Below are 17,275 nucleotides of genomic sequence, written 5' to 3'. Positions count from 1 at the left end.
GCGCCCCACTCGGACGCGGGGTCTGTCGGCGATCAGATAATCGTCACGCCGTCCAGAGTTCCGGTGGCACGCCACTTCTCCAGGATCTCGAAGAACGCCAGCGGCCCGCCCCCGTAGCCCGCGGAGAGCAGACTGTCCGGATTGTTGGTGTCTCCTTCGGAGTCGAGGTAGCTCGGCGTGCAGTCGACGAAGAACTGCTTGCCCATCTCGGTGCTCTCCTGCATGGTCTGCACCCAGGCATCTTCGGCGTCCTGCTCGGCCTCGACCAGCGAGCCGCCCCGCTGTGACCATTCGCCGAGGATGTAGGCCACATGTCTCGCCCGCTCCTCGGCGGTGTGGACGTAGTTGTGGGCGATGCCGGTCTGTGTGTACCCGAGGAAGAAGCAGTTGGGGAAGTCGTGGGTCTGCAGGCCGTGCAGTGTGCGCGGTCCCTTCGCCCATTTGTCCGACAACCGCACACCGCCACGCCCGACGATGTCGAATCCGGACCTGCGGGTGTAGCTCGTACCGACCTCGAACCCGGTGGCGAAAACCAGTGCGTCGACCTTGTATTCGGTCTCGCCGACCACCACCCCGTCGCGGGTCAGGCGATCGATCCCGCGGCCGTCGGTGTCGACCAACTCCACGTTGTCACGGTTGAAGGTCTGCAGATACCGATCGTGGAAGCTGAGCCGCTTACACAACCGCTTGTACCAGGGTTTGAGCGCTTCGGCCGTCGCCGGATCCTCGACGATCGACGCGATCCGATCACGGACCGATTCCATCGAGCGGTAATCCTGCTCGAAGAGGAACTCATCGATGTCCTCCATCGACATCTCACCGCCGCGGCGCTCCATCTCCTTCATGACCGCCGGCGCCGTCAGCTCCAACGACACCTTCGTCCAACCGTCGTCGACGAGGTCGTTCTCGGCGCCCATGCCCGCGGTGTTCTGGGTGAAGTTCTCCATCCGCTCTCGCTGCCACCCGGGCTGCAGGCCCGCGGCCCATTCCGGGTCCGTCAGCCGGTCACCGCGAACGTCGACCGCGGCCGGGGTGCGCTGGAAAACGAAAAGCCGCCCGGCCCCCTCTCCGAGATGCGGAACACACTGCAGCGCGGTCGCGCCGGTCCCGACGATGCCGACTCGCTTGTCGTGCAACCCCGTCAGGTCGCCGGTCTCGTCGCCACCGGTGTAGCCGTAATCCCATCGACTCGTGTGGAACGTGTGTCCTTCGAACTCGTTGATCCCCGGGATTCCCGGCAGCTTCGGACGGCTCAGCGGCCCGGGCGAGACCAGCACGATCGATGCGCTGATCGTGTCCCCCCGGTCGGTGCTCACCGTCCACTTCCGGGTGCCTTCGTCCCACTCCATCGCCGTGACGGTGGTCTGTAGCAGCGAATTGCGGTAAAGCTCATAGCGTTCCGCGATCGCCATACAGTGCTTGCGGATCTCGGGGCCGTACGCGTACTTGCGCTCGGGAACGTATCCCAGTTCCTCCAGGAGCGGCATGTAGATGTAGGACTCGATGTCGCACTGGGCGCCTGGATATCGGTTCCAGTACCAGGTGCCGCCGACGTCGCCTGCCTTGTCCACGATCCGGAGGTCGTCGAAACCGGCCTCACGCAGCCGCACCGCCGCGAGCAGGCTGCCCAGTCCGGCGCCGACCACGAGAACCTGCACCTCGTCGTTCACCGGGGCACGCTCGACGAACTCGGTATACGGATCGTCGGCGTAGTGCGAGAACTCCGCCGTCACCTCGACGAACTGGTCGACGGCGTCGATACGCATGCGCTTGGCGCGTTCGTATGCGTACTTCGCGCGAACCCAATCGGGGTCATAGCGCTCGGGTTGCGGTCCGGGCGGTTGCGTGGCGAGTGCCATGTGCTACTCACTCCTGTCGAAGGTGCTCGAAATCCATTGGTGCAGCGAAAGTCTCAACTGGGTCAGCCATCGAACGGGGTACTGCCCGGGAGCGCCGGAGCTCCCGGGCAGCACGGCATCAGTTCCCCGCGAAGCGTTCCCGCAGCGGCCGGGTGTCCGGGGTGCCTCGATAGATCCCGCGGTCGACCAGACGAGGGACCACTTCGTCCACGAACTCCCGAAGATCGATGACACCGGTCGGGAACATCAGGTTGAATCCGCCGACGGTTCCGTCGGAGTGCCACGCGGCCAGATCGTCGACGAACTCGTCGTAGGTGCCGACGAACTTGCGGTGTTGCGCGCCACCACGTGCCAGCGACTGAGCGGTGACATCTCGGACGGTGACACCCGGGTTCTCGGTGATCCAGGTGTAGAGGCCGACGTAATTTCCATACGTGCTCTTGATCGTGTCCTTGACGTCCTCGGGCTTCGGGATCTGATCCAACGGGAACGGATCGTCGATGCTGTCGAAGCTGAACTCGAGGCCGAACTGGATCAACGCGAACGGTGCATACAGCTCGTAGGGCACATGCTCGTCGAGCAGACGCAGCTTCTCCTCGGCGGCCGCTCGGCTGGGGCCGAGGAACGGCACCAAGCCCGGAATGGCCGGAACGGTTCCGGCAGGCCGACCGCGCTCGGCGAGAGCAGCGTCGAGTTGCGCCCGGTACTCGGCGGCCTGGCCGCGCGTGTTCGCGTTCGTGAACACCATCTCCGCATGCTTGGCCGCCACCTTGATCCCCGGTCCCGACCCACCGGCCTGCGCGATGAGCGGCCGGCCCTGTGGGCTCGGCGCCACGTTCAGCGGCCCGAGAACCTGGAAGTTCTCGCCCTTGTGGTTGATCTGCTCGGCATAGAACCGTCGGATACGGTCCGCGTCGTCGCGAACCTCACGCTTCTCCCACAGCGCGGTCAGAACGTCGAGGAACTCGTCGGCGCGCTTGTACCGGGTCTCTCGATCGAGATGCGCCTCCATGCTGTAGTTCATCGCCCACTCGTCACTGACGCTGGTGACCGCATTGAAACCCGCTCGGCCGTCGGAGATCTGATCGATCGAGGCAAGCAGCCGAGCCAGGTTGTACGGATCATAGAAAGAACAGGATGCGGTCGCGATGAGTCCCAGATACGACGTCTCTCGAGCGAGCGCGGCGAATGCGGTGATGGGCTCCGGCGGGCCGCCGTCCGGCGCGGGCGACCCGGCGGTACCGGCGATGTCGCCGAGGAACATCGCGGTGAACAGCCCCTCTTCGGCGAGCTTGCCCATCTCGGCGATCGGGAGATAGGCGTTGCGGCGATCCGGCCCACCCCCGTGGTCCCGTTCGAACGCGAGGGCGCCCTGATGATTGTTGATCTCGTTGCCGACGATATTCAGGTGAAGGTAGCGTTGCTGTGACATCTGTTCTCCGTCTTCGACATTCGTCCCGATCGGGACCCGGATGCGGATACTCGACCAATACGGTCCGGTAGCTCTGGGGCTAGGTTAAGGAGCGTCGAGCCACCAGGTCAGACGATGTCCCGCTGGTTGAGATCCACCAATTACACTGTTTGTCAACAGTTCTCATGGACTATGAAACAGACGACCCCGTCCGCACAGCGCCGGCGTGTACTCGCCGACAATGTGCGGACGGGGTCCAGAGATCGAGGTGGTGACGCTCAGGCCTGCCCGACGGCAGCGGACTTGCCGATGAGAGAGCTGACCGACGAGACCGAATCCGTCGACGACGACATGCTCCCGTCCTGGGTGACATCGAGTTCCTGCCCGAACCACGTCATGCCGTCCGGGTTGGTCGGCGTCCAGCCGAGCGCTTCCCAATCCGGGTCGAAGATGTGGTAGCTGCCCGAGTACAGCTCGATCCGGTGCCCGGAACCGGGCTCCTCGAGATAGAGATACATCGCCTGGCCGATCCCGTGTTTGCCCGGACCGCAATGGAAGTGCACGTCCATGTCGCGCAGCGTGTCGGCCGCGACGAGAAGATCACTGTGATTCTCGAGGTTGAACGCCACGTGGTGGAGCTGGGAGTCCTCGCCGTTCATACTCATCGCGATCGCCAGGTCGTGCACCTGTGAGGTGACCGAGTTCCACGACGCGATCAGCATGTCGTCCGCCTCCGGCATGTAGACGTACTCGCGCCGCTTGAATCCGAGGTTGTCGCGGAGCCACTCCTCCGCCTTTCCGACGTTCTCCAGATTGGCCTGGATGTTGTAGTGGTCGATACGACGCACGCCGAGTCCACGCCGGCGAGAGGAATTGCTCAGCAGTCGAGAGCTGATCTCGTCGGGGGCCTTCGGCGCGTCGATGTCGTAATAGAGTTCGAACGGATGCCCGGCGTGCGGCACGAGGAATCGTATGGCGGTGCCACGACCGGCCTGATGCCCCGCAGGCAGTTCCACGACCTCGACGTCGGCGGCGCGCAGTTCGTCGTAGAACAACTCGACATCCTCGGGCCGCTGCACCCGGAAACTGTACGAGTCGACGGTCGCCGTCTCGTTCTGGAACAGCACCAGCGAGTGGTGCTTCATCTCCTGGTAGCCACGGAGATACACGGTGTCACCGACCCGTTCGACCTCTTCCATGCCCAACGTGTCGCGGAAGAAGGTCAACGAGGTCTCTAGCTTCGGCGTGCCCAACGCGATCGCCCCGCACTGCGCTATCCGCGGCCGATCGGGCCCTACTGCGGTCATGACATGTACTCCTCACACACTTCGACAACGACACTTGCCGAGGAGCCTAGAGTCGCCCGTCACCAGGCATAACCATCGATCTCGCTCACCGGAACCACCTGCGTCCCGGTGACCGGAATGCCCATTCTCGGCGGCTGTGGCCGCCACCACACTGATCTGGAATCCATCGGTGCTGTGCCGATTGGCGCTGCGACACAAGATGAATCACGGAGAAGGAGTTCGAGCAGTGGACCTTGACAAATCGTATCTCTATAAATTCCAACGCCTTTCGGCCTGGTCAGGATTTCTCGTGATGGCCGTCGTCGGCGTCTGTTTCTTCATGTTGTCGAAGGTCCAGCCTCCGATCGATCCCCAGTGGTCCGGCGATGAGGTCAAGGAATGGATGGTCGACAACCGGTCCGGCATCTTGTGGACGACGGTCATCTGCTCGTTCATCATCCCGTTGGAGTACTTCTTCGTCGTCACGACCAGTTGGCAGATGCGTCGCATCGAAAGGGGCTGGGGCGTATTGACGATGACCCAGGTCCTCACCGGTGTGGTGGCACCGATCGGCTTCTTCTATCCGATGTTCATCATCTCGGCGGCCGCCTATCGTGCCGAGGACCGGTCGCCCGAGATCCTGCAGCTGATGACCGACCTGTTCTATTTCGCGTACGTGGGTTTCGCCTTCATCTTCTGCCTGCAATGCCTGGTGTTGGGCATCGCGGTCCTGATCGACAAGCGTTCGACGCCGATCTTCCCGCGCTGGTTCGGATACCTCAACTTCGTCATGGCGGTTGTCCTCGCACCCGGAGCATTCATCTACGTCTTCATGTCCGGGCCGCTGGCGTGGAATGGCCTGTTCGCCTTCTGGATTCCATGCCTGGCGTACCTCGTGTGGAAGGTCGCAACACCGATCCTGCTGTTGAAGGCCGTCGACTCCGAGGAGGCAGAATCCTCGGAGGAGGCCGTCCCCGTGATGGTCTGACCGGCCGGTCACCCACGGGGAGCGGGCGCCGCTCAACCCCGACTGGTGATGACTCCAGCGTCACGAAGGGCCCGTTGACACACGGGCCCTTCGTGGCGCTCGGTCGCGTCTGGCTCACGGGCGTCGAGGCTTCACCGAGCCCGATGGCGATGCGTGTGGACCAGCACCCTCGACAAGCGGGGCCGCGATCTCACTGGAGAGATCGCGGCCCCGGTGGCCTGTCGACGACGGGTCAGTCGCCTGCGATGTGGCGCACCGCTCGGTACGCGAACGCCAATGTCGATCCGATGGGCGTCCCTGCCCCCGGGTAGACGGTGCCGGACATCGCCGCCATCGTGTTGCCCGTCGCGTACAGTCCCTCGATCGGTCGACCGTCCGGGCGCAGCACCCGTGCATCGACATCGGTCTTGAGCCCACCCTTGGTGCCGATGTCGGAGAGCACGATGGTCGCCGCATAGTAGGGCGGGGTGTCGACAGCGGTCAGCAGGTGATTGGGTCCCTCCGGCTCCACCTGGACGAGGAAGTTCTGCTCCGGCAGAGCCGCATAGCCGACGATGTAGCCGACCATCTGATCCCACGGTGTCTCGCCACGATGGAACTCGCCGTCGACGCCTCCGGGCACGAAGCCGTTGAAGGTCTCCACCGACGCCGTCAGGGCGTCGGCGGGCACGCCGATCAATTCGGCCAGTTCCTCGAGAGTGTCCGCCCTCTGCAGCGAGCCCGAGGCGAACCATTCGTCGGAAATCGGTGTTTCCGGACTCTTGCCGCCGAACCCGTCCCGCGAGAGAGCCTTGTGGTCGAGGATCCAGTACGCAGGCGCATGTGTACCCGCGCCTGCGGCACGCTCGGCATCGCGGATCACGTGTCCGGCCTGATCGTAGGGCCGGCTCTCGTTGACGAAGCGTTTACCGGCGGCGTTCACCCAGATTCCACTTCGGATACCGCTCTGGAAGATCGGCTTTCCGTCCGGGTACAGGGTTCCCGGCACATACCAGGCCTCATCGAGCAGATCGGTGTCGCCACCGACCGCGATCCCCGCCATCAGTCCGTCACCGGTGTTCGAGTCGACACCGTCGGACCACTCACCCTTCAACGGGAGGTTCTGGTACTTCTCGCGCAGTTCGGTGTTGTGCTCGAATCCGCCGGTCGCCAACAGCACGCCCTTGGTCGCCGTGTAGCGCACCGGACCGTCGCTGCCCACCGCCTCGACGCCGACGATCCGGTCGTTCTCCACGATCAGGTCGCTCAGGGCCGTATTCAGCTCGAGGACACCGTTTCCCGTGTCGAGGAATGCCGCGAGGGCACGTCCGATCAGCGCGCGGCCACCGAGCAGTGTCTCGTCCTCCGTATGGCCATAGCGTTCGGTGTAGATCGACCGGCGGACGAGATCCGCCTTGTCGCCGAGTTCGGCCACCGGGATCGGCTGCGGGAAAACGGTGCGCCCGTGTGGGGTTGCGCCGGGGAGGTCAGCGAAGTAGTCCGGGACCGGCAGGTGCTCGAAAGGCGGGAACCATGAACTCTTCTCGAGCTCGTCGATCAGGTCGATGCCGGCAGAGATGTAGGCGTCCTGCAGTGCGGTGCGCGAGGGGTCGTTCACCGCGGCCCGCAAGTACTCGCGTCCCGCGTCCACCGAATCGTCGATGCCCGCTCGGGCAATCGGTGCACTGCCCGGATACCACGTTCCGCCACCGGAATACGACGTGGTGCCGCCGACCTTGTCGGTCTTCTCGATGATCAGGGTCCGAAGGCCTCGGGATGCGGCGACGTACCCGCCGACCAGCCCACCGCCACCCGATCCCACGATGATGATGTCGTAGCTCTCGTCATTGTCGGACATTGTTTCCTCCTGTGTTCCTTCCGTTTTCGCCGGGCCCCGACGGGCACGACCGTTCTCCGATGCGGTCGTCGATTCAGAGCACCAGGTAGGCACCCGTCACCACGACGAACAACGCGATGCAATAGGCCTCGAAAGCCCATCGCAGTGACCGGGGCGCCTGCCGGATCTCCATGAAGTCCAGGCCCACCAGACGCACCTTGTAGGCCGCGAGCGCGAGAACGATCACCACGGCAGGTGTCTCGGCGTGCAGTTGTCTGCTGATGATCGGTGTCACCACGGCCAGCAGGACCAGCAGCAGCCAGGTCCGCACGTACCGTGGTCCGAGAATCCCGTTGAGAGTCATCCGATCACGCCACGAGGTAGACCACCGGGAACAACATCATCCACAACAGATCCACCATGTGCCAGTAGCATGCGCCTCCTTCGTAGACCACTCGTCCGGCGCCGTCGGCCGCGATTGCGCGGCGAGCCCGGCCGACGAGGACGCCGAGCACGACGATCCCGATCACGACGTGTGACAGATGCACGCCGGTCAGGATGAACAGCCACATGAAATACGGATTCTCGTCCGGGCCGTGGCCGGTGTTCACGAGGTGGATGTACTCGATCACCTTGCCCACCACAAAGGTCCCCGCGCACACCACCGCCCCGGAGAACAGCAGGTGTGCCCGACGGAAGTCCGCGGTCCGGACATTGTTCAGTGCGATGACGACGAGCAACGAGCTGATCAGCAGCACCATCGTGTTCGTCAACGCGATGGCGAGCCCGACCGATTCGCGCGAGTCCCGGAACAGATCCGGATCTTTGGCACGGTCGACCATGAACGCGACGAACATGATCGCGAAGATCGCCATGTCGCCGAGCAGGAAAACCCAGAGGCCGGGCTCACCGGGGACACGTTGGTCGGGCCCGACGACGGATCTGCCCGCATGGACATCGTCTGTCGCCACGCGGTCGGACTTCGCGCCACTCGTCGACCCGGTCACGCCACACAGGTCCCTTCGTCGTCGCAGCACACGGTGAGCCCCGCCGGGTCGGATTCGGTCCGCCTGCTGACCCGAACATCGGGAGCGAACCCAAGTGTGATCGCGCGGAGCGACGCACCCCATCTGCTTTCCACTCAGCGAGACCTCCACCTGCGGCTGCACCGAACGCTCTGCGATGGTTGGACGGCCCTTGGCCCCCTCGGAGGCCTGCGCGACAACGGCTTCCTGTGCTCGCCACGCGGCGATCACCACTGACGACGAAAGGTCACCGACCATCATGCCGACCGAACTCACCCATGATTCGACGTCAGCCACCGTCTCGATCGACGGCGTCGAGTTCCACTACCACGAGGCCGGATCCGGGCGACCGCTCATCATGCTGCACGGCTCCGGCCCCGGAGTGACGGCGTGGTCGAACTTTCAGCACAACCTCGAGTTCTTTGCGCAGCATTTCAGGGTCGTGATGCCCGACCTCCCCGGATTCGGTGCGACCGAGCTGCCCGAACTCAAGGAGGTCTACACACTCGCCGGTGCTCGGTGGATCACTCGGTTGATGGACCGACTCGACATCGAATCGGCCGTCCTCGTGGGCAATTCGATGGGCGGCGCGGTCGCCGCCGAGATGGCCGCACACTTTCCCGAGCGTGTCGAGCGGATCGCGATCATGGGCTCGGGTGGGTTGTCACGCAGCCTCTTCCAGACCGAACCGAGCGAGGGCTTCCAACGTCTGTTCGCATTCCTCCAGGATCCGACACGTGCACGCATGATCGAGTGGATCAACACCATGGTCCACGACAAGTCGCTCGTCACCGACGAGCTCGTCGATGAACGCATGGCCAACGCCACCGCCGATGGAGTCCTCGACCGGACCCGCGCCGTGTTCGGTGCGATGTTCAATCCGACACTGCGCGAGACCTATACACCGCTGTGGACGCATCTGGAGACCATCACCACCCCGACCCTGATGCTCTGGGGGCGAGAGGATCGCATGCTCCCCTACGACCAGGCTCACCTGGCCAACCGATGGATGCCGGACGTCGAGCTGCACACCTTCGCCAACTGCGGCCACTGGATTCAGGTCGAGCGGAAACGGGATTTCGAGCGCGTCGTCCTCGAATTCCTCACCCGCGACAGCGATTGACGCCACCCGCCCGGCACTCCCACTGAGCGGAAGAGTCGGGGCGCCGGGTCGGGGAAGTACAGAGAATCGGAGCATCCTGCCGACGGCGGGACAACGCCAACAACGAAAGTCGGAGGTATGACGGCATGGCACACGAAGTAGTCAAACGCGTCGAGGAGTTGGGTCCGGAACTGGCGGCCCTCGCCGAGGAGAACGAGAAGCTCGGCAAGCTGAGCGACAAGACTGCCGACCTGATGCGTCAGTCCGGCGTCATCCGTCTGCTGCAGCCCACCGACTTCGGAGGCTACGCAGCGCATCCCCGCGACTTCGCCGAAGCCGTCATGGCGATCGCCGCCAACGATCCCGCGGCCGGCTGGGTGGCCGGGGTCGTCGGTGTCCATCCCTGGGAGCTGGCACAGATGGACCGGCGCCTCCAGCAGGAGATCTGGGGCTACGACCCGGACACCTGGGTCGCATCGCCGTACATGCCCAATGGGATCGCCGACCCGGTCGAGGACGATTCCTTCGTCCTCAGCGGCCGCTGGCCGTTCTCGTCGGGCTCCGACCATTGTCAGTGGGACTTCCTCGGCGCCATGAAAGGCAACGGGTCGGGTCAGCCGCTGATGCCGCCGGAGGTGATGCACGTCGTCCTGCCGCGCTCTGACTACCAACTCATCGACGACTCATGGGATGTCGTGGGACTCTGCGGCACCGGCAGCAAAGACGTCGTGGTGGACAAGGCGGTCATCCCGTCGTACCGCACCGTGACCCAGAACGACATCTCCGACGGCACCGCATCGGAACGTTCCGGCCGGCCCGAAGCGCTGTACAAGCTCTCGTTCGGGGTGATGTTCCCACTCGGGATCACCGCCGCCACCATCGGCATCTGTGAGGGAGCACTGGCCGCACACATGGCGATCCAGAAGGATCGTGTCGCAGTGACGGGAGTCCAGGTACGTGACGATCCGTACATCTTGCGGGCCGCCGGCGAGGCAGCATCAGAGATCGCTGCGTCTCGGGTACAGCTCATCGAGGGCATCAGTCGACTGCACGACATCATCGAGAACGGTGGTGTCCCCACCACCGAGGAGCGATCGAACCAGCGTCGCGACCAGGTGCGCTGTGCCTGGCGCGCAGTGTCGGCCCTCGACGAGATCTTCGCGCGGTCCGGCGGGGTCGCGATCCGCAAGAGCAGTCCGATGCAGCGCTACTGGCGCGACGCCCACGTCGGTCTCCAGCACATGATCCACGTCGACGGCGTCGCCTATCACTCCAACTCGCTGCACAACATGGGCTTGGAAACGCCTCCGGGCATGCTCGTCACCATCTGAACCATCACTGCGGCAGAACAGGATCGAGAATGAACGACCCCACGGACGTCCAGGCTTTCGACGCCCGCTACCTGCGAGATGTCTTGGGCAACTTTCCCACCAGCGTCGTCGCGGTGACCACCACGACCGCCGACGAGGTGCCGGTGGGGATGGTCGTGGGGTCGTTCACCTCGGTCTCGCTCGACCCACCGCTCGTCTCGTTCCTGGTGGACCGATCGTCGTCGACACTGCCCAAGATCCTCGAAGCCGGCCGTTTCTGCGCGAATGCCCTTGCCTCAGACCAAGAATGGCTGTGCCGACAGATGTCCAAGCGCGGCACCGACCGGTTCTCCGGTGTCGCGTGGCAACAGTCCTCCCAGCACAATCCGATCCTCGACGGGGTCGTCGCCTGGGTCGATTGCACCATCGACAAGACGGTGGAACTCGGTGATCATTTCCTGGTCGTCGGGGCCATCGGCGACCTGACCGTGGCGTCGGTGAAGCGTCCGCTCCTCTTCTTCCGCGGCGGTTACGGCGACTACACCTCCACCGCACAGCTACTGCTCGACAGCCACCTGGGGCGCTGAGTTCCCTTCGGGTCTCGATACGCCACTCGCAAGCTCGCGGCTACTCGACCAGCGGTGTGCGGCCCCCCGCCCGCGGCCAAGCACGCGCGTCCCGCCGATCGAAGAGGCTCCCATCGACGCCTGCCCGCAGCCAAGCTCGCGCATCCCGCCGATCGAAACCCGCGCACGACCAAGCACACGCGTACTGCCGATCGAGTAGGCTCCGAGGCGCAAAGCCGAGGCGCCGTATCGAGATCCACCGGCCACCGCACACATCGAGACTCTCAGCGCCCCGTCCACCGGGGAGCACGTCGTTCGGCGAACGCGGCCGGCCCCTCTTTGGCATCCTGCGAAGCGAACACCGGATCGGTGAATGCCACCTGCCTCGTGAATGCCTCCTCGTCGGACCAGGTCCGCGATTCATACACCATCGCCTTGCTCGCGCGAACCGCCAACGGCGCGTTCTGCGCGATGGTGGTTGCCAGTTCCGTTGCCACCGCCAGTGCCCGGCCATCGGGAACGACCCGATTGACCAGCCCGTGACGCTCTGCTCGCGACGACGTCATCGGCTCCCCGGTCAGCAACAGCTCGAGTGCGATCGCTCGCGGGAGGACCTGCGGCGTGCGGAACACCCCGCCTGCTCGCGCGATGAGTCCCCGTTTCACCTCTGGTAGACCGAACTTGGCACTCTCCCCGGCCACCACGACGTCGGCGGCGAGCACCATCTCGAAGCCACCACCGAGCGCCCATCCCTCGACCGCGGCGACCAGAGGCTTGGCGGGCGGTGCCTGGACCAGCCCGCCGAAGCCCCGTCCGTCGACGACCGGACGTTCACCCTGCTGGAATCGCTTGAGATCCATTCCGGCACAGAATGTCCCACCGACACCGGTCAGGACCCCCACGGCCAGGTCCGGGTCGCCATCGAGCCGGTCGAGCGCGGCCGCGAGTTCGGCGGCCGCGCTCTTGGTCATCGCATTGCGCTGATCGGGTCGATTGATCGACATCACCAGCACACCGCCGGTCACCTCGGTGAGCACCTCGCCGGTCATCGCGGTGCCATCCGGATGGAACCGTCGAGCCGGACCGTCTCGCCGTTGACGTACGCGTTCCGCAGCAGGGTGAGTGCCATCCCCGCGTAATCGTCAGGCAGCCCGAGCCTTTTCGGGAACGGGACCGATGCCGCCAGGCCCTCGCGGATGTCGTCGCGCAGTCGGGCCAGCATCGGGGTGTCGAACGTGCCGGGTGCGATCGTGTTCACGCGGATGCCGACGCTCGCCAGATCTCTCGCGGCCACCAGGGTGATCCCGTGCACTGCAGCTTTCGACGCGGTGTAGGAGGTCTGCCCGATCTGCCCGTCGAAAGCCGCCACCGATGCGGTCAGGACGATGGCGCCCCGCTCACTGTCGACCGGCTCGTTGCGCGCGATTCGGGCAGCGGCCAGCCGCAGCACGTTGTATGTGCCGATCAGGTTCACCTCGAGAACGTCGCGAAAGCTCTGGAGCGGCGCGGGCTCACCCGCCTTGTCGAGAATCCGCAGCCGGTCACCACCTCGACCCGCGCAGTGCACCGCACCCCGCAGTGGACCATGAGATTCCGTCTCGTCGAGTGCGTCGATCAGGCTCTGCTCATCACTGACATCCACAGGCGCGAACACCGCTGCCGATCCCAGCCTCTCCGCGGTCTCGTGGCCCTTCGACGTCGGCAGGTCGGCGATGATCACGCGCCCGCCCGCGTCCACGATCGCGGTCGCGGTGGCCTCACCGAGGCCGGATGCCCCGCCGGTCACCAGAAATGTGTTGTCGGTCAATCGCATCCGACTCTGTCCCCTTCGTCGTCCCCGAGCCACGACCGTGTTCTCGGCCGCGGCGTGATCCCACGGTGTCGATCAGTCGCCGCCGCGGCGTTTCGCGGCACGCAACTCGCCGTGGCGCTTGAGCATACGTGCGGCGATGGCCTCGAGTTCCGGCGGTGGCACGCGCAGCCCGGCGAGCCCCGTCTCCCGGCTCGGCAACGACACCGTGGCCGTCGCCGGGCACGTGATCTCGCCACGTTGACTGGTTCCCCGGAATTCGATGTCCACCAGGTGACGGGTGCCCTCCACTCGTTTTCCGACGACCGCGCCGGTGAACGTGTGCGTGTCCCCGAGGTAGTTGAAGCGGCGCATCTGGCTCGACATCGACTCGATCCAACCGTCATCGCCGATCCAGTCGGTCAGGAAATGGGTCAGCCAGCAATCACGCATCATCCCGTAGTCGTAGGATGCCGGGACACCGATGGATCGCGCATACTCCGCATCCCAGTGAATACGTTGTGCCACATCGGGTATCCCTTGCTCATTCGGGATGTAAAATGCGCCGATACGTTGCCGGTTCTGGTGCCAGAGACGCCCGGTGCACGGCGTATAGGGAGCGAAACCGTAACCACCGGAATGGAAGACCACCATGTCGGTGACCGTCAACGGCCCCTTGGCCATGGTGGGCAGGGCTTCGCCGACCTCGACGTCCTCCCAGTACCGCGTCTCGGCGCCGCGGCGCTGTTCGGCCGCGTAGATCTCGTCGATGGCGGCGATCTCGTCGGCCGTGTACGACGCACGCTCGATGGTGTCGTACTTCTTTCGCTTCTTCGACTCATGGCGCTCGGTGTGGATGGTGAGCACCCGCTGGATCTGGACGATTTCGGCGCGCTGGTTGAACTGCACATGGATTCGGGTGACGAGCAGGGACCGACCGGCGAACTCAGAGTCCTTGAGTTCGACGTTGTCGAATCCCTCGTAGGAGTAGATGGTGTCGCCGTCGTAGACGGGGCGGTACCACTCGGTGGTGCTCCCGGAGACGAAGACGTGTATGCCACGGAAGGGCGGACGCCGCTGCTCTTTCGGAATCGGGTCGGCGAGCAGATCCTTGGTGACCGCTATGTTGATCATCGGTGGTGCGATCTGGCCACCCCACCGGGTGTCGAGTCCGTAGTCCTCGTCCACGAACAGCGGGTTATCGTCGCCATAGCTGCGGGCAAAGGCACGCATGATGTCCGGGCTGGCACGCGAGAACTGCTCCCGCTTACGGACCGCGTGATAGACGCCGACGATGTCGCGCGCGCGGGCGATGTCTTCGTCTTTGAAGGTGTAGACGTCCTCGACTTCCCGCTCAGCGGTGGTCTCGGTACTCATGGGTTCTCACTTTCGCCGTGCGGGAGGGCCGGATGCACGCCGCCGCGGCGACGTCGCATCGCCCCTTCAGAATTCGATGGTCACCTGGTCGTGGACGCCTGCACGGATCTCCTCCATCGCGGCGAGCCGACGCTCCATGTCGCCTCGGCTCATCACGATGTCATCACCACCGATGCCGTTGTCCATCCGCTCGATACGATCGCGCTCGGCCGCGATCTCCTGGTCGAGAAGCGACCCAGCGAGCTCCCGGGTGAGCAGATCCTGGTCCACCCAGTCGTCCTGCGGTATCTGGTCGATTCGGTCCTGCGCCATGCTCAGTCCTTCCGCCGTGGCGATCATTTGCCCGAGCGCGGGAAGTTGAGCAGCCGACGAGCGTTCAGTTCCACGATCTTGTGCACGTCGTCGTCGGGGACGTCGCGCATGGTGTCGTGGACGATCTTGCGACTGTTGGGCCAGTTCGAATCCGAGTGGGGGTAGTCGCCCTCCCAGGTGATGTTGTCGATACCCACCAGGTGGCGGTTGGCCACCCCGAACTCGTCGTCGATGAAGCATCCGAAGATGTGCTGGGCGAACAGTTCCGAAGGCCGAACCGACTGATTGATGTTCTGGTAGAAGCGATGCTTCTCCCACACCCCGTCCATGCGTTCGAGCATGTAGGGGACCCAGCCGATACCGCCCTCGGAGAGCATGAACTTCAACTCCGGATGTTTGTGGAACGTCGGCGAGAACAACAGGTCCACGGTCGCGTACATCGAATTGCAGCCGAACAGTGCCGTCATCACGGCCATCGGCGCCTCCGGCGCGGTGATCGGCGGCTTGCCCGAAGTGCCGAAGTGCACGCACAAGGGCTGACCGGTCTCGACCGCCGCCCGGTACACCGGGTCCCAGTGGTCGGTGTGAAAGGACGGCAGTCCCAACGGATGCGGGTTCTCCGGGAAGGAGATCGTGCGCGCACCCTTCGCAGCGGTCCGGTAGATCTCGCGTACCGACTCCTCGATGGACCACAGCGGCAGGATCACCAGCGGGATCAAGCGTTCGGGATCGGTCGGGCACCACTCGTCGAGCACATAGTCGTTCCACGCCTGGACCGACAGCAGGGCGAGTTCCTTGTCCTCGCTCTCGAGGAAGACGGTGCCGGCGAACCGTGGGAAGGACGGGAACGACAGGGTGGCGTGCACACCGTCGATGTCCATGTCCCGCAGCCGGGCCTTGGGTTCGTAGCAGCCGGGGATCATGTCCTCGTAGCGGGTGGGTTCGGCGCCGTACTCCTCCGGCTTCTTGCCTGCGACGGCGTTGAGTCCGATGTAGGGATAGATCCTCCCCTCGTACTCCCAGACCTCGGCGATCTTGGTCCCTCCATCGCCGCGCCCACCGTCACCGGAGTGGATCGCCTTCGGCATCTCCTTCTCGATGATCTTCGGCCCGCTCTCGAGAAACCGCTTCGGCAGTCGGTCCTGCCACAGACGCGGGTGCTCGATCAGATGATCGTCCGTCGAGATCAGTTGCATGTGTCCCTGCAGCGGCATGGGCCCTCCTGAGCGTCGAGACCGGCTAACCAGATAACTAGTCTAACTTTGTGGGCGGTGATTCCACCGTAACGCACTCGCCGCCCCGAGAGAACATGCCCGCCCATCCCGAGATGCGCACCAGCCATCCCGATGGCCGGGACACCAACCCCACCACATCGAGGCGACCGGGAAACTGCCCATATCGCCCGTTGGCAGAGCAGGCCGCACAAGGTATACCTAGTTATTCAATTGAATCGCGAGCGTTCCTCGGGCGACACGACTCGACCCCGGCTCGCGACCGGCGGCGAATCGACCGAGCAACACACCAATCCACGAGACGGGAGTCAGGCGATGGGAAAACTCGACGGCAGAGTGGCCGTGATCACCGGTGCAGCACGCGGCCAGGGACGTAGCCATGCGATCACGCTCGCTGCCGCGGGCGCCGACATCATCGCTCTCGACATCTGTGCCGACATCGACACCAACGGCTATGCCCTCGCCTCGCAGGAGGACCTCGAGGAGACCCGTCGCCTGGTCGAGAAGGAGGACCGACGTTGCGTGGCCGCGATCGCCGACGTTCGTGATCCCAACCGGCTACGGGCTGCGATCGATGCCGGCGTCGCCGAACTCGGCGGCCTGCACATCGTGGTCGCGAACGCGGGCATCTGTCCGCTGGGTGACGTGCCGCGCAAGTCCTTCCTCGATGCCGTCGACGTCGACCTGGTCGGTGTGCTCAACACCGTGAGCGCCGCGTATCCGCATCTGTCGGCAGGCGCGTCCGTCATCGCCACCGGTTCGGTGGCCGCCTTGATGAAGGGAAGCGGCACAGACGTGTTGGGTCCCGGTGGATTCGGATACAGTCACTCCAAACGCGCGGTGGCCGAGTTCGTGCACGACTGCGCGCTGGCGTTGGCTCCCGAGTCGATCCGGGTCAACTGTGTGCATCCCACGAACTGCAACACCGCGATGCTGCACAGCGAGGAGATGTACAAGGTCTTCCGACCGGATCTCGAGTCACCGGGCCGCGAAGACACCATCGATGCGTTCAAGACCGGGCAGCCGATGGGCGTGCCGTGGGTCGAACCCGAACAGATCAGCAGCGCCGTCTTGTTCCTCGCCTCCGACGACGCACAGTTCGTGACCGGACAACAGCTGAAGGTGGACGCGGGCGGAGCACTGCCGCACACCAACGCACTCTCGCTGAAGTGATCGGGCTCGCGTCGTTGCCATCAGACAGA

16 protein-coding genes are annotated in these 17,275 nt (G+C 64.5%); 5 read left to right on the top strand and 11 right to left on the bottom strand.

Annotated elements, in window-relative coordinates:
• Positions 1-32: 32 nt before the first annotated feature.
• From AAFP35_RS21060 to AAFP35_RS21050, 3 genes are all read right to left on the bottom strand, one after another.
• Positions 33-1,859 carry a flavin-containing monooxygenase gene (locus AAFP35_RS21060; RefSeq protein WP_419223604.1) on the bottom strand — a complete coding sequence of 609 codons (1,827 nt, stop codon included), beginning with the start codon at positions 1,857-1,859 and terminating at the stop codon, positions 33-35.
• 118 nt (positions 1,860-1,977) lie between these two features.
• Positions 1,978-3,291: an NtaA/DmoA family FMN-dependent monooxygenase gene (locus AAFP35_RS21055; protein WP_419223603.1), complete on the bottom strand. Its 1,314-nt coding sequence runs from the start codon at positions 3,289-3,291 to the stop codon at positions 1,978-1,980.
• 257 nt (positions 3,292-3,548) lie between these two features.
• A complete protein-coding gene (locus AAFP35_RS21050) occupies positions 3,549-4,577 on the bottom strand; it encodes a VOC family protein (protein ID WP_419223602.1) in 1,029 nt (342 codons plus the stop codon).
• 292 nt (positions 4,578-4,869) lie between these two features.
• Here AAFP35_RS21050 and AAFP35_RS21045 point away from each other — a divergent pair, with 292 nt between their 5' ends.
• Positions 4,870-5,544 (top strand): hypothetical protein, encoded by a 675-nt coding sequence (locus tag AAFP35_RS21045; protein ID WP_419223601.1) that lies wholly within the window; start codon positions 4,870-4,872, stop codon positions 5,542-5,544.
• A 232-nt stretch (positions 5,545-5,776) separates the two neighbouring features.
• On the opposite strand, the gene AAFP35_RS21040 is transcribed toward AAFP35_RS21045, so the two are convergent.
• The 3 genes from AAFP35_RS21040 to AAFP35_RS21030 form a co-directional block, all read right to left on the bottom strand.
• On the bottom strand, positions 5,777-7,381 hold the full coding sequence (locus AAFP35_RS21040; protein ID WP_419223600.1) for an FAD-dependent oxidoreductase: 1,605 nt from the start codon (positions 7,379-7,381) through the stop codon (positions 5,777-5,779).
• Positions 7,382-7,454: 73 nt separating this feature from the next.
• Positions 7,455-7,724, bottom strand: coding sequence for a cytochrome C oxidase subunit IV family protein (locus AAFP35_RS21035; RefSeq protein WP_419223599.1), 270 nt, complete (start codon positions 7,722-7,724; stop codon positions 7,455-7,457).
• A gap of 4 nt (positions 7,725-7,728) precedes the next feature.
• Entirely contained in the window at positions 7,729-8,367 is a 639-nt protein-coding gene (locus tag AAFP35_RS21030) for a cytochrome c oxidase subunit 3 (protein WP_419223598.1), read from the bottom strand.
• Positions 8,368-8,644: 277 nt separating this feature from the next.
• On the opposite strand from AAFP35_RS21030, the gene AAFP35_RS21025 reads away from it, so the two are divergent.
• The 3 genes from AAFP35_RS21025 to AAFP35_RS21015 all read left to right on the top strand — a co-directional run bounded on the left by AAFP35_RS21025 (position 8,645) and on the right by AAFP35_RS21015 (position 11,384).
• Positions 8,645-9,508 (top strand): alpha/beta fold hydrolase, encoded by an 864-nt coding sequence (locus tag AAFP35_RS21025; protein WP_419223597.1) that lies wholly within the window; start codon positions 8,645-8,647, stop codon positions 9,506-9,508.
• A 125-nt stretch (positions 9,509-9,633) separates the two neighbouring features.
• Entirely contained in the window at positions 9,634-10,818 is a 1,185-nt protein-coding gene (locus tag AAFP35_RS21020; protein WP_419223596.1) for a hydroxylase, read from the top strand.
• Between the two features lie 29 nt (positions 10,819-10,847).
• Entirely contained in the window at positions 10,848-11,384 is a 537-nt protein-coding gene (locus AAFP35_RS21015; RefSeq protein WP_419223595.1) for a flavin reductase family protein, read from the top strand.
• Between the two features lie 263 nt (positions 11,385-11,647).
• Here AAFP35_RS21015 and AAFP35_RS21010 read toward each other — a convergent pair whose 3' ends face one another.
• The 5 genes from AAFP35_RS21010 to AAFP35_RS20990 form a co-directional block, all read right to left on the bottom strand.
• Positions 11,648-12,412, bottom strand: coding sequence for a crotonase/enoyl-CoA hydratase family protein (locus AAFP35_RS21010; protein ID WP_419223594.1), 765 nt, complete (start codon positions 12,410-12,412; stop codon positions 11,648-11,650).
• Positions 12,409-13,176: an SDR family oxidoreductase gene (locus tag AAFP35_RS21005; protein ID WP_419223593.1), complete on the bottom strand. Its 768-nt coding sequence runs from the start codon at positions 13,174-13,176 to the stop codon at positions 12,409-12,411. The genes AAFP35_RS21010 and AAFP35_RS21005 overlap by 4 nt, the downstream gene beginning before the upstream one ends.
• A gap of 72 nt (positions 13,177-13,248) precedes the next feature.
• A complete protein-coding gene (locus AAFP35_RS21000) occupies positions 13,249-14,529 on the bottom strand; it encodes an FAS1-like dehydratase domain-containing protein (RefSeq protein WP_419223592.1) in 1,281 nt (426 codons plus the stop codon).
• 66 nt (positions 14,530-14,595) lie between these two features.
• On the bottom strand, positions 14,596-14,841 hold the full coding sequence (locus AAFP35_RS20995; RefSeq protein WP_419223591.1) for a hypothetical protein: 246 nt from the start codon (positions 14,839-14,841) through the stop codon (positions 14,596-14,598).
• Between the two features lie 23 nt (positions 14,842-14,864).
• Positions 14,865-16,055 carry an amidohydrolase family protein gene (locus AAFP35_RS20990; RefSeq protein ID WP_419223590.1) on the bottom strand — a complete coding sequence of 397 codons (1,191 nt, stop codon included), beginning with the start codon at positions 16,053-16,055 and terminating at the stop codon, positions 14,865-14,867.
• Positions 16,056-16,388: 333 nt separating this feature from the next.
• Here AAFP35_RS20990 and AAFP35_RS20985 point away from each other — a divergent pair, with 333 nt between their 5' ends.
• On the top strand, positions 16,389-17,246 hold the full coding sequence (locus AAFP35_RS20985; protein ID WP_419223589.1) for a mycofactocin-coupled SDR family oxidoreductase: 858 nt from the start codon (positions 16,389-16,391) through the stop codon (positions 17,244-17,246).
• Positions 17,247-17,275: the final 29 nt, after the last annotated feature.

It is taken from the genome of Gordonia sp. CPCC 206044 (assembly GCF_048537895.1).
Taxonomy (GTDB): domain Bacteria; phylum Actinomycetota; class Actinomycetes; order Mycobacteriales; family Mycobacteriaceae; genus Gordonia.
The sequence above is the reverse complement of the archived record's forward strand: the minus strand, read 5'-3'. Positions and strand labels throughout refer to the sequence as shown.

Bases quoted from the DNA above. Each gene is read 5' to 3' on its own strand.
- AAFP35_RS21060 (WP_419223604.1), bottom strand. From the start codon at position 1,859: ATGGCACTCGCCACGCAACCGCCCGGACCGCAACCCGAGCGCTATGAC.
- AAFP35_RS21055 (WP_419223603.1), bottom strand. From the start codon at position 3,291: ATGTCACAGCAACGCTACCTTCACCTGAATATCGTCGGCAACGAGATC.
- AAFP35_RS21050 (WP_419223602.1), bottom strand. From the start codon at position 4,577: ATGACCGCAGTAGGGCCCGATCGGCCGCGGATAGCGCAGTGCGGGGCG.
- AAFP35_RS21045 (WP_419223601.1), top strand. From the start codon at position 4,870: ATGGCCGTCGTCGGCGTCTGTTTCTTCATGTTGTCGAAGGTCCAGCCT.
- AAFP35_RS21040 (WP_419223600.1), bottom strand. From the start codon at position 7,381: ATGTCCGACAATGACGAGAGCTACGACATCATCATCGTGGGATCGGGT.
- AAFP35_RS21035 (WP_419223599.1), bottom strand. From the start codon at position 7,724: ATGACTCTCAACGGGATTCTCGGACCACGGTACGTGCGGACCTGGCTG.
- AAFP35_RS21025 (WP_419223597.1), top strand. From the start codon at position 8,645: ATGCCGACCGAACTCACCCATGATTCGACGTCAGCCACCGTCTCGATC.
- AAFP35_RS21020 (WP_419223596.1), top strand. From the start codon at position 9,634: ATGGCACACGAAGTAGTCAAACGCGTCGAGGAGTTGGGTCCGGAACTG.
- AAFP35_RS21015 (WP_419223595.1), top strand. From the start codon at position 10,848: ATGAACGACCCCACGGACGTCCAGGCTTTCGACGCCCGCTACCTGCGA.
- AAFP35_RS21010 (WP_419223594.1), bottom strand. From the start codon at position 12,412: ATGACCGGCGAGGTGCTCACCGAGGTGACCGGCGGTGTGCTGGTGATG.
- AAFP35_RS21005 (WP_419223593.1), bottom strand. From the start codon at position 13,176: ATGCGATTGACCGACAACACATTTCTGGTGACCGGCGGGGCATCCGGC.
- AAFP35_RS21000 (WP_419223592.1), bottom strand. From the start codon at position 14,529: ATGAGTACCGAGACCACCGCTGAGCGGGAAGTCGAGGACGTCTACACC.
- AAFP35_RS20995 (WP_419223591.1), bottom strand. From the start codon at position 14,841: ATGGCGCAGGACCGAATCGACCAGATACCGCAGGACGACTGGGTGGAC.
- AAFP35_RS20990 (WP_419223590.1), bottom strand. From the start codon at position 16,055: ATGCCGCTGCAGGGACACATGCAACTGATCTCGACGGACGATCATCTG.
- AAFP35_RS20985 (WP_419223589.1), top strand. From the start codon at position 16,389: ATGGGAAAACTCGACGGCAGAGTGGCCGTGATCACCGGTGCAGCACGC.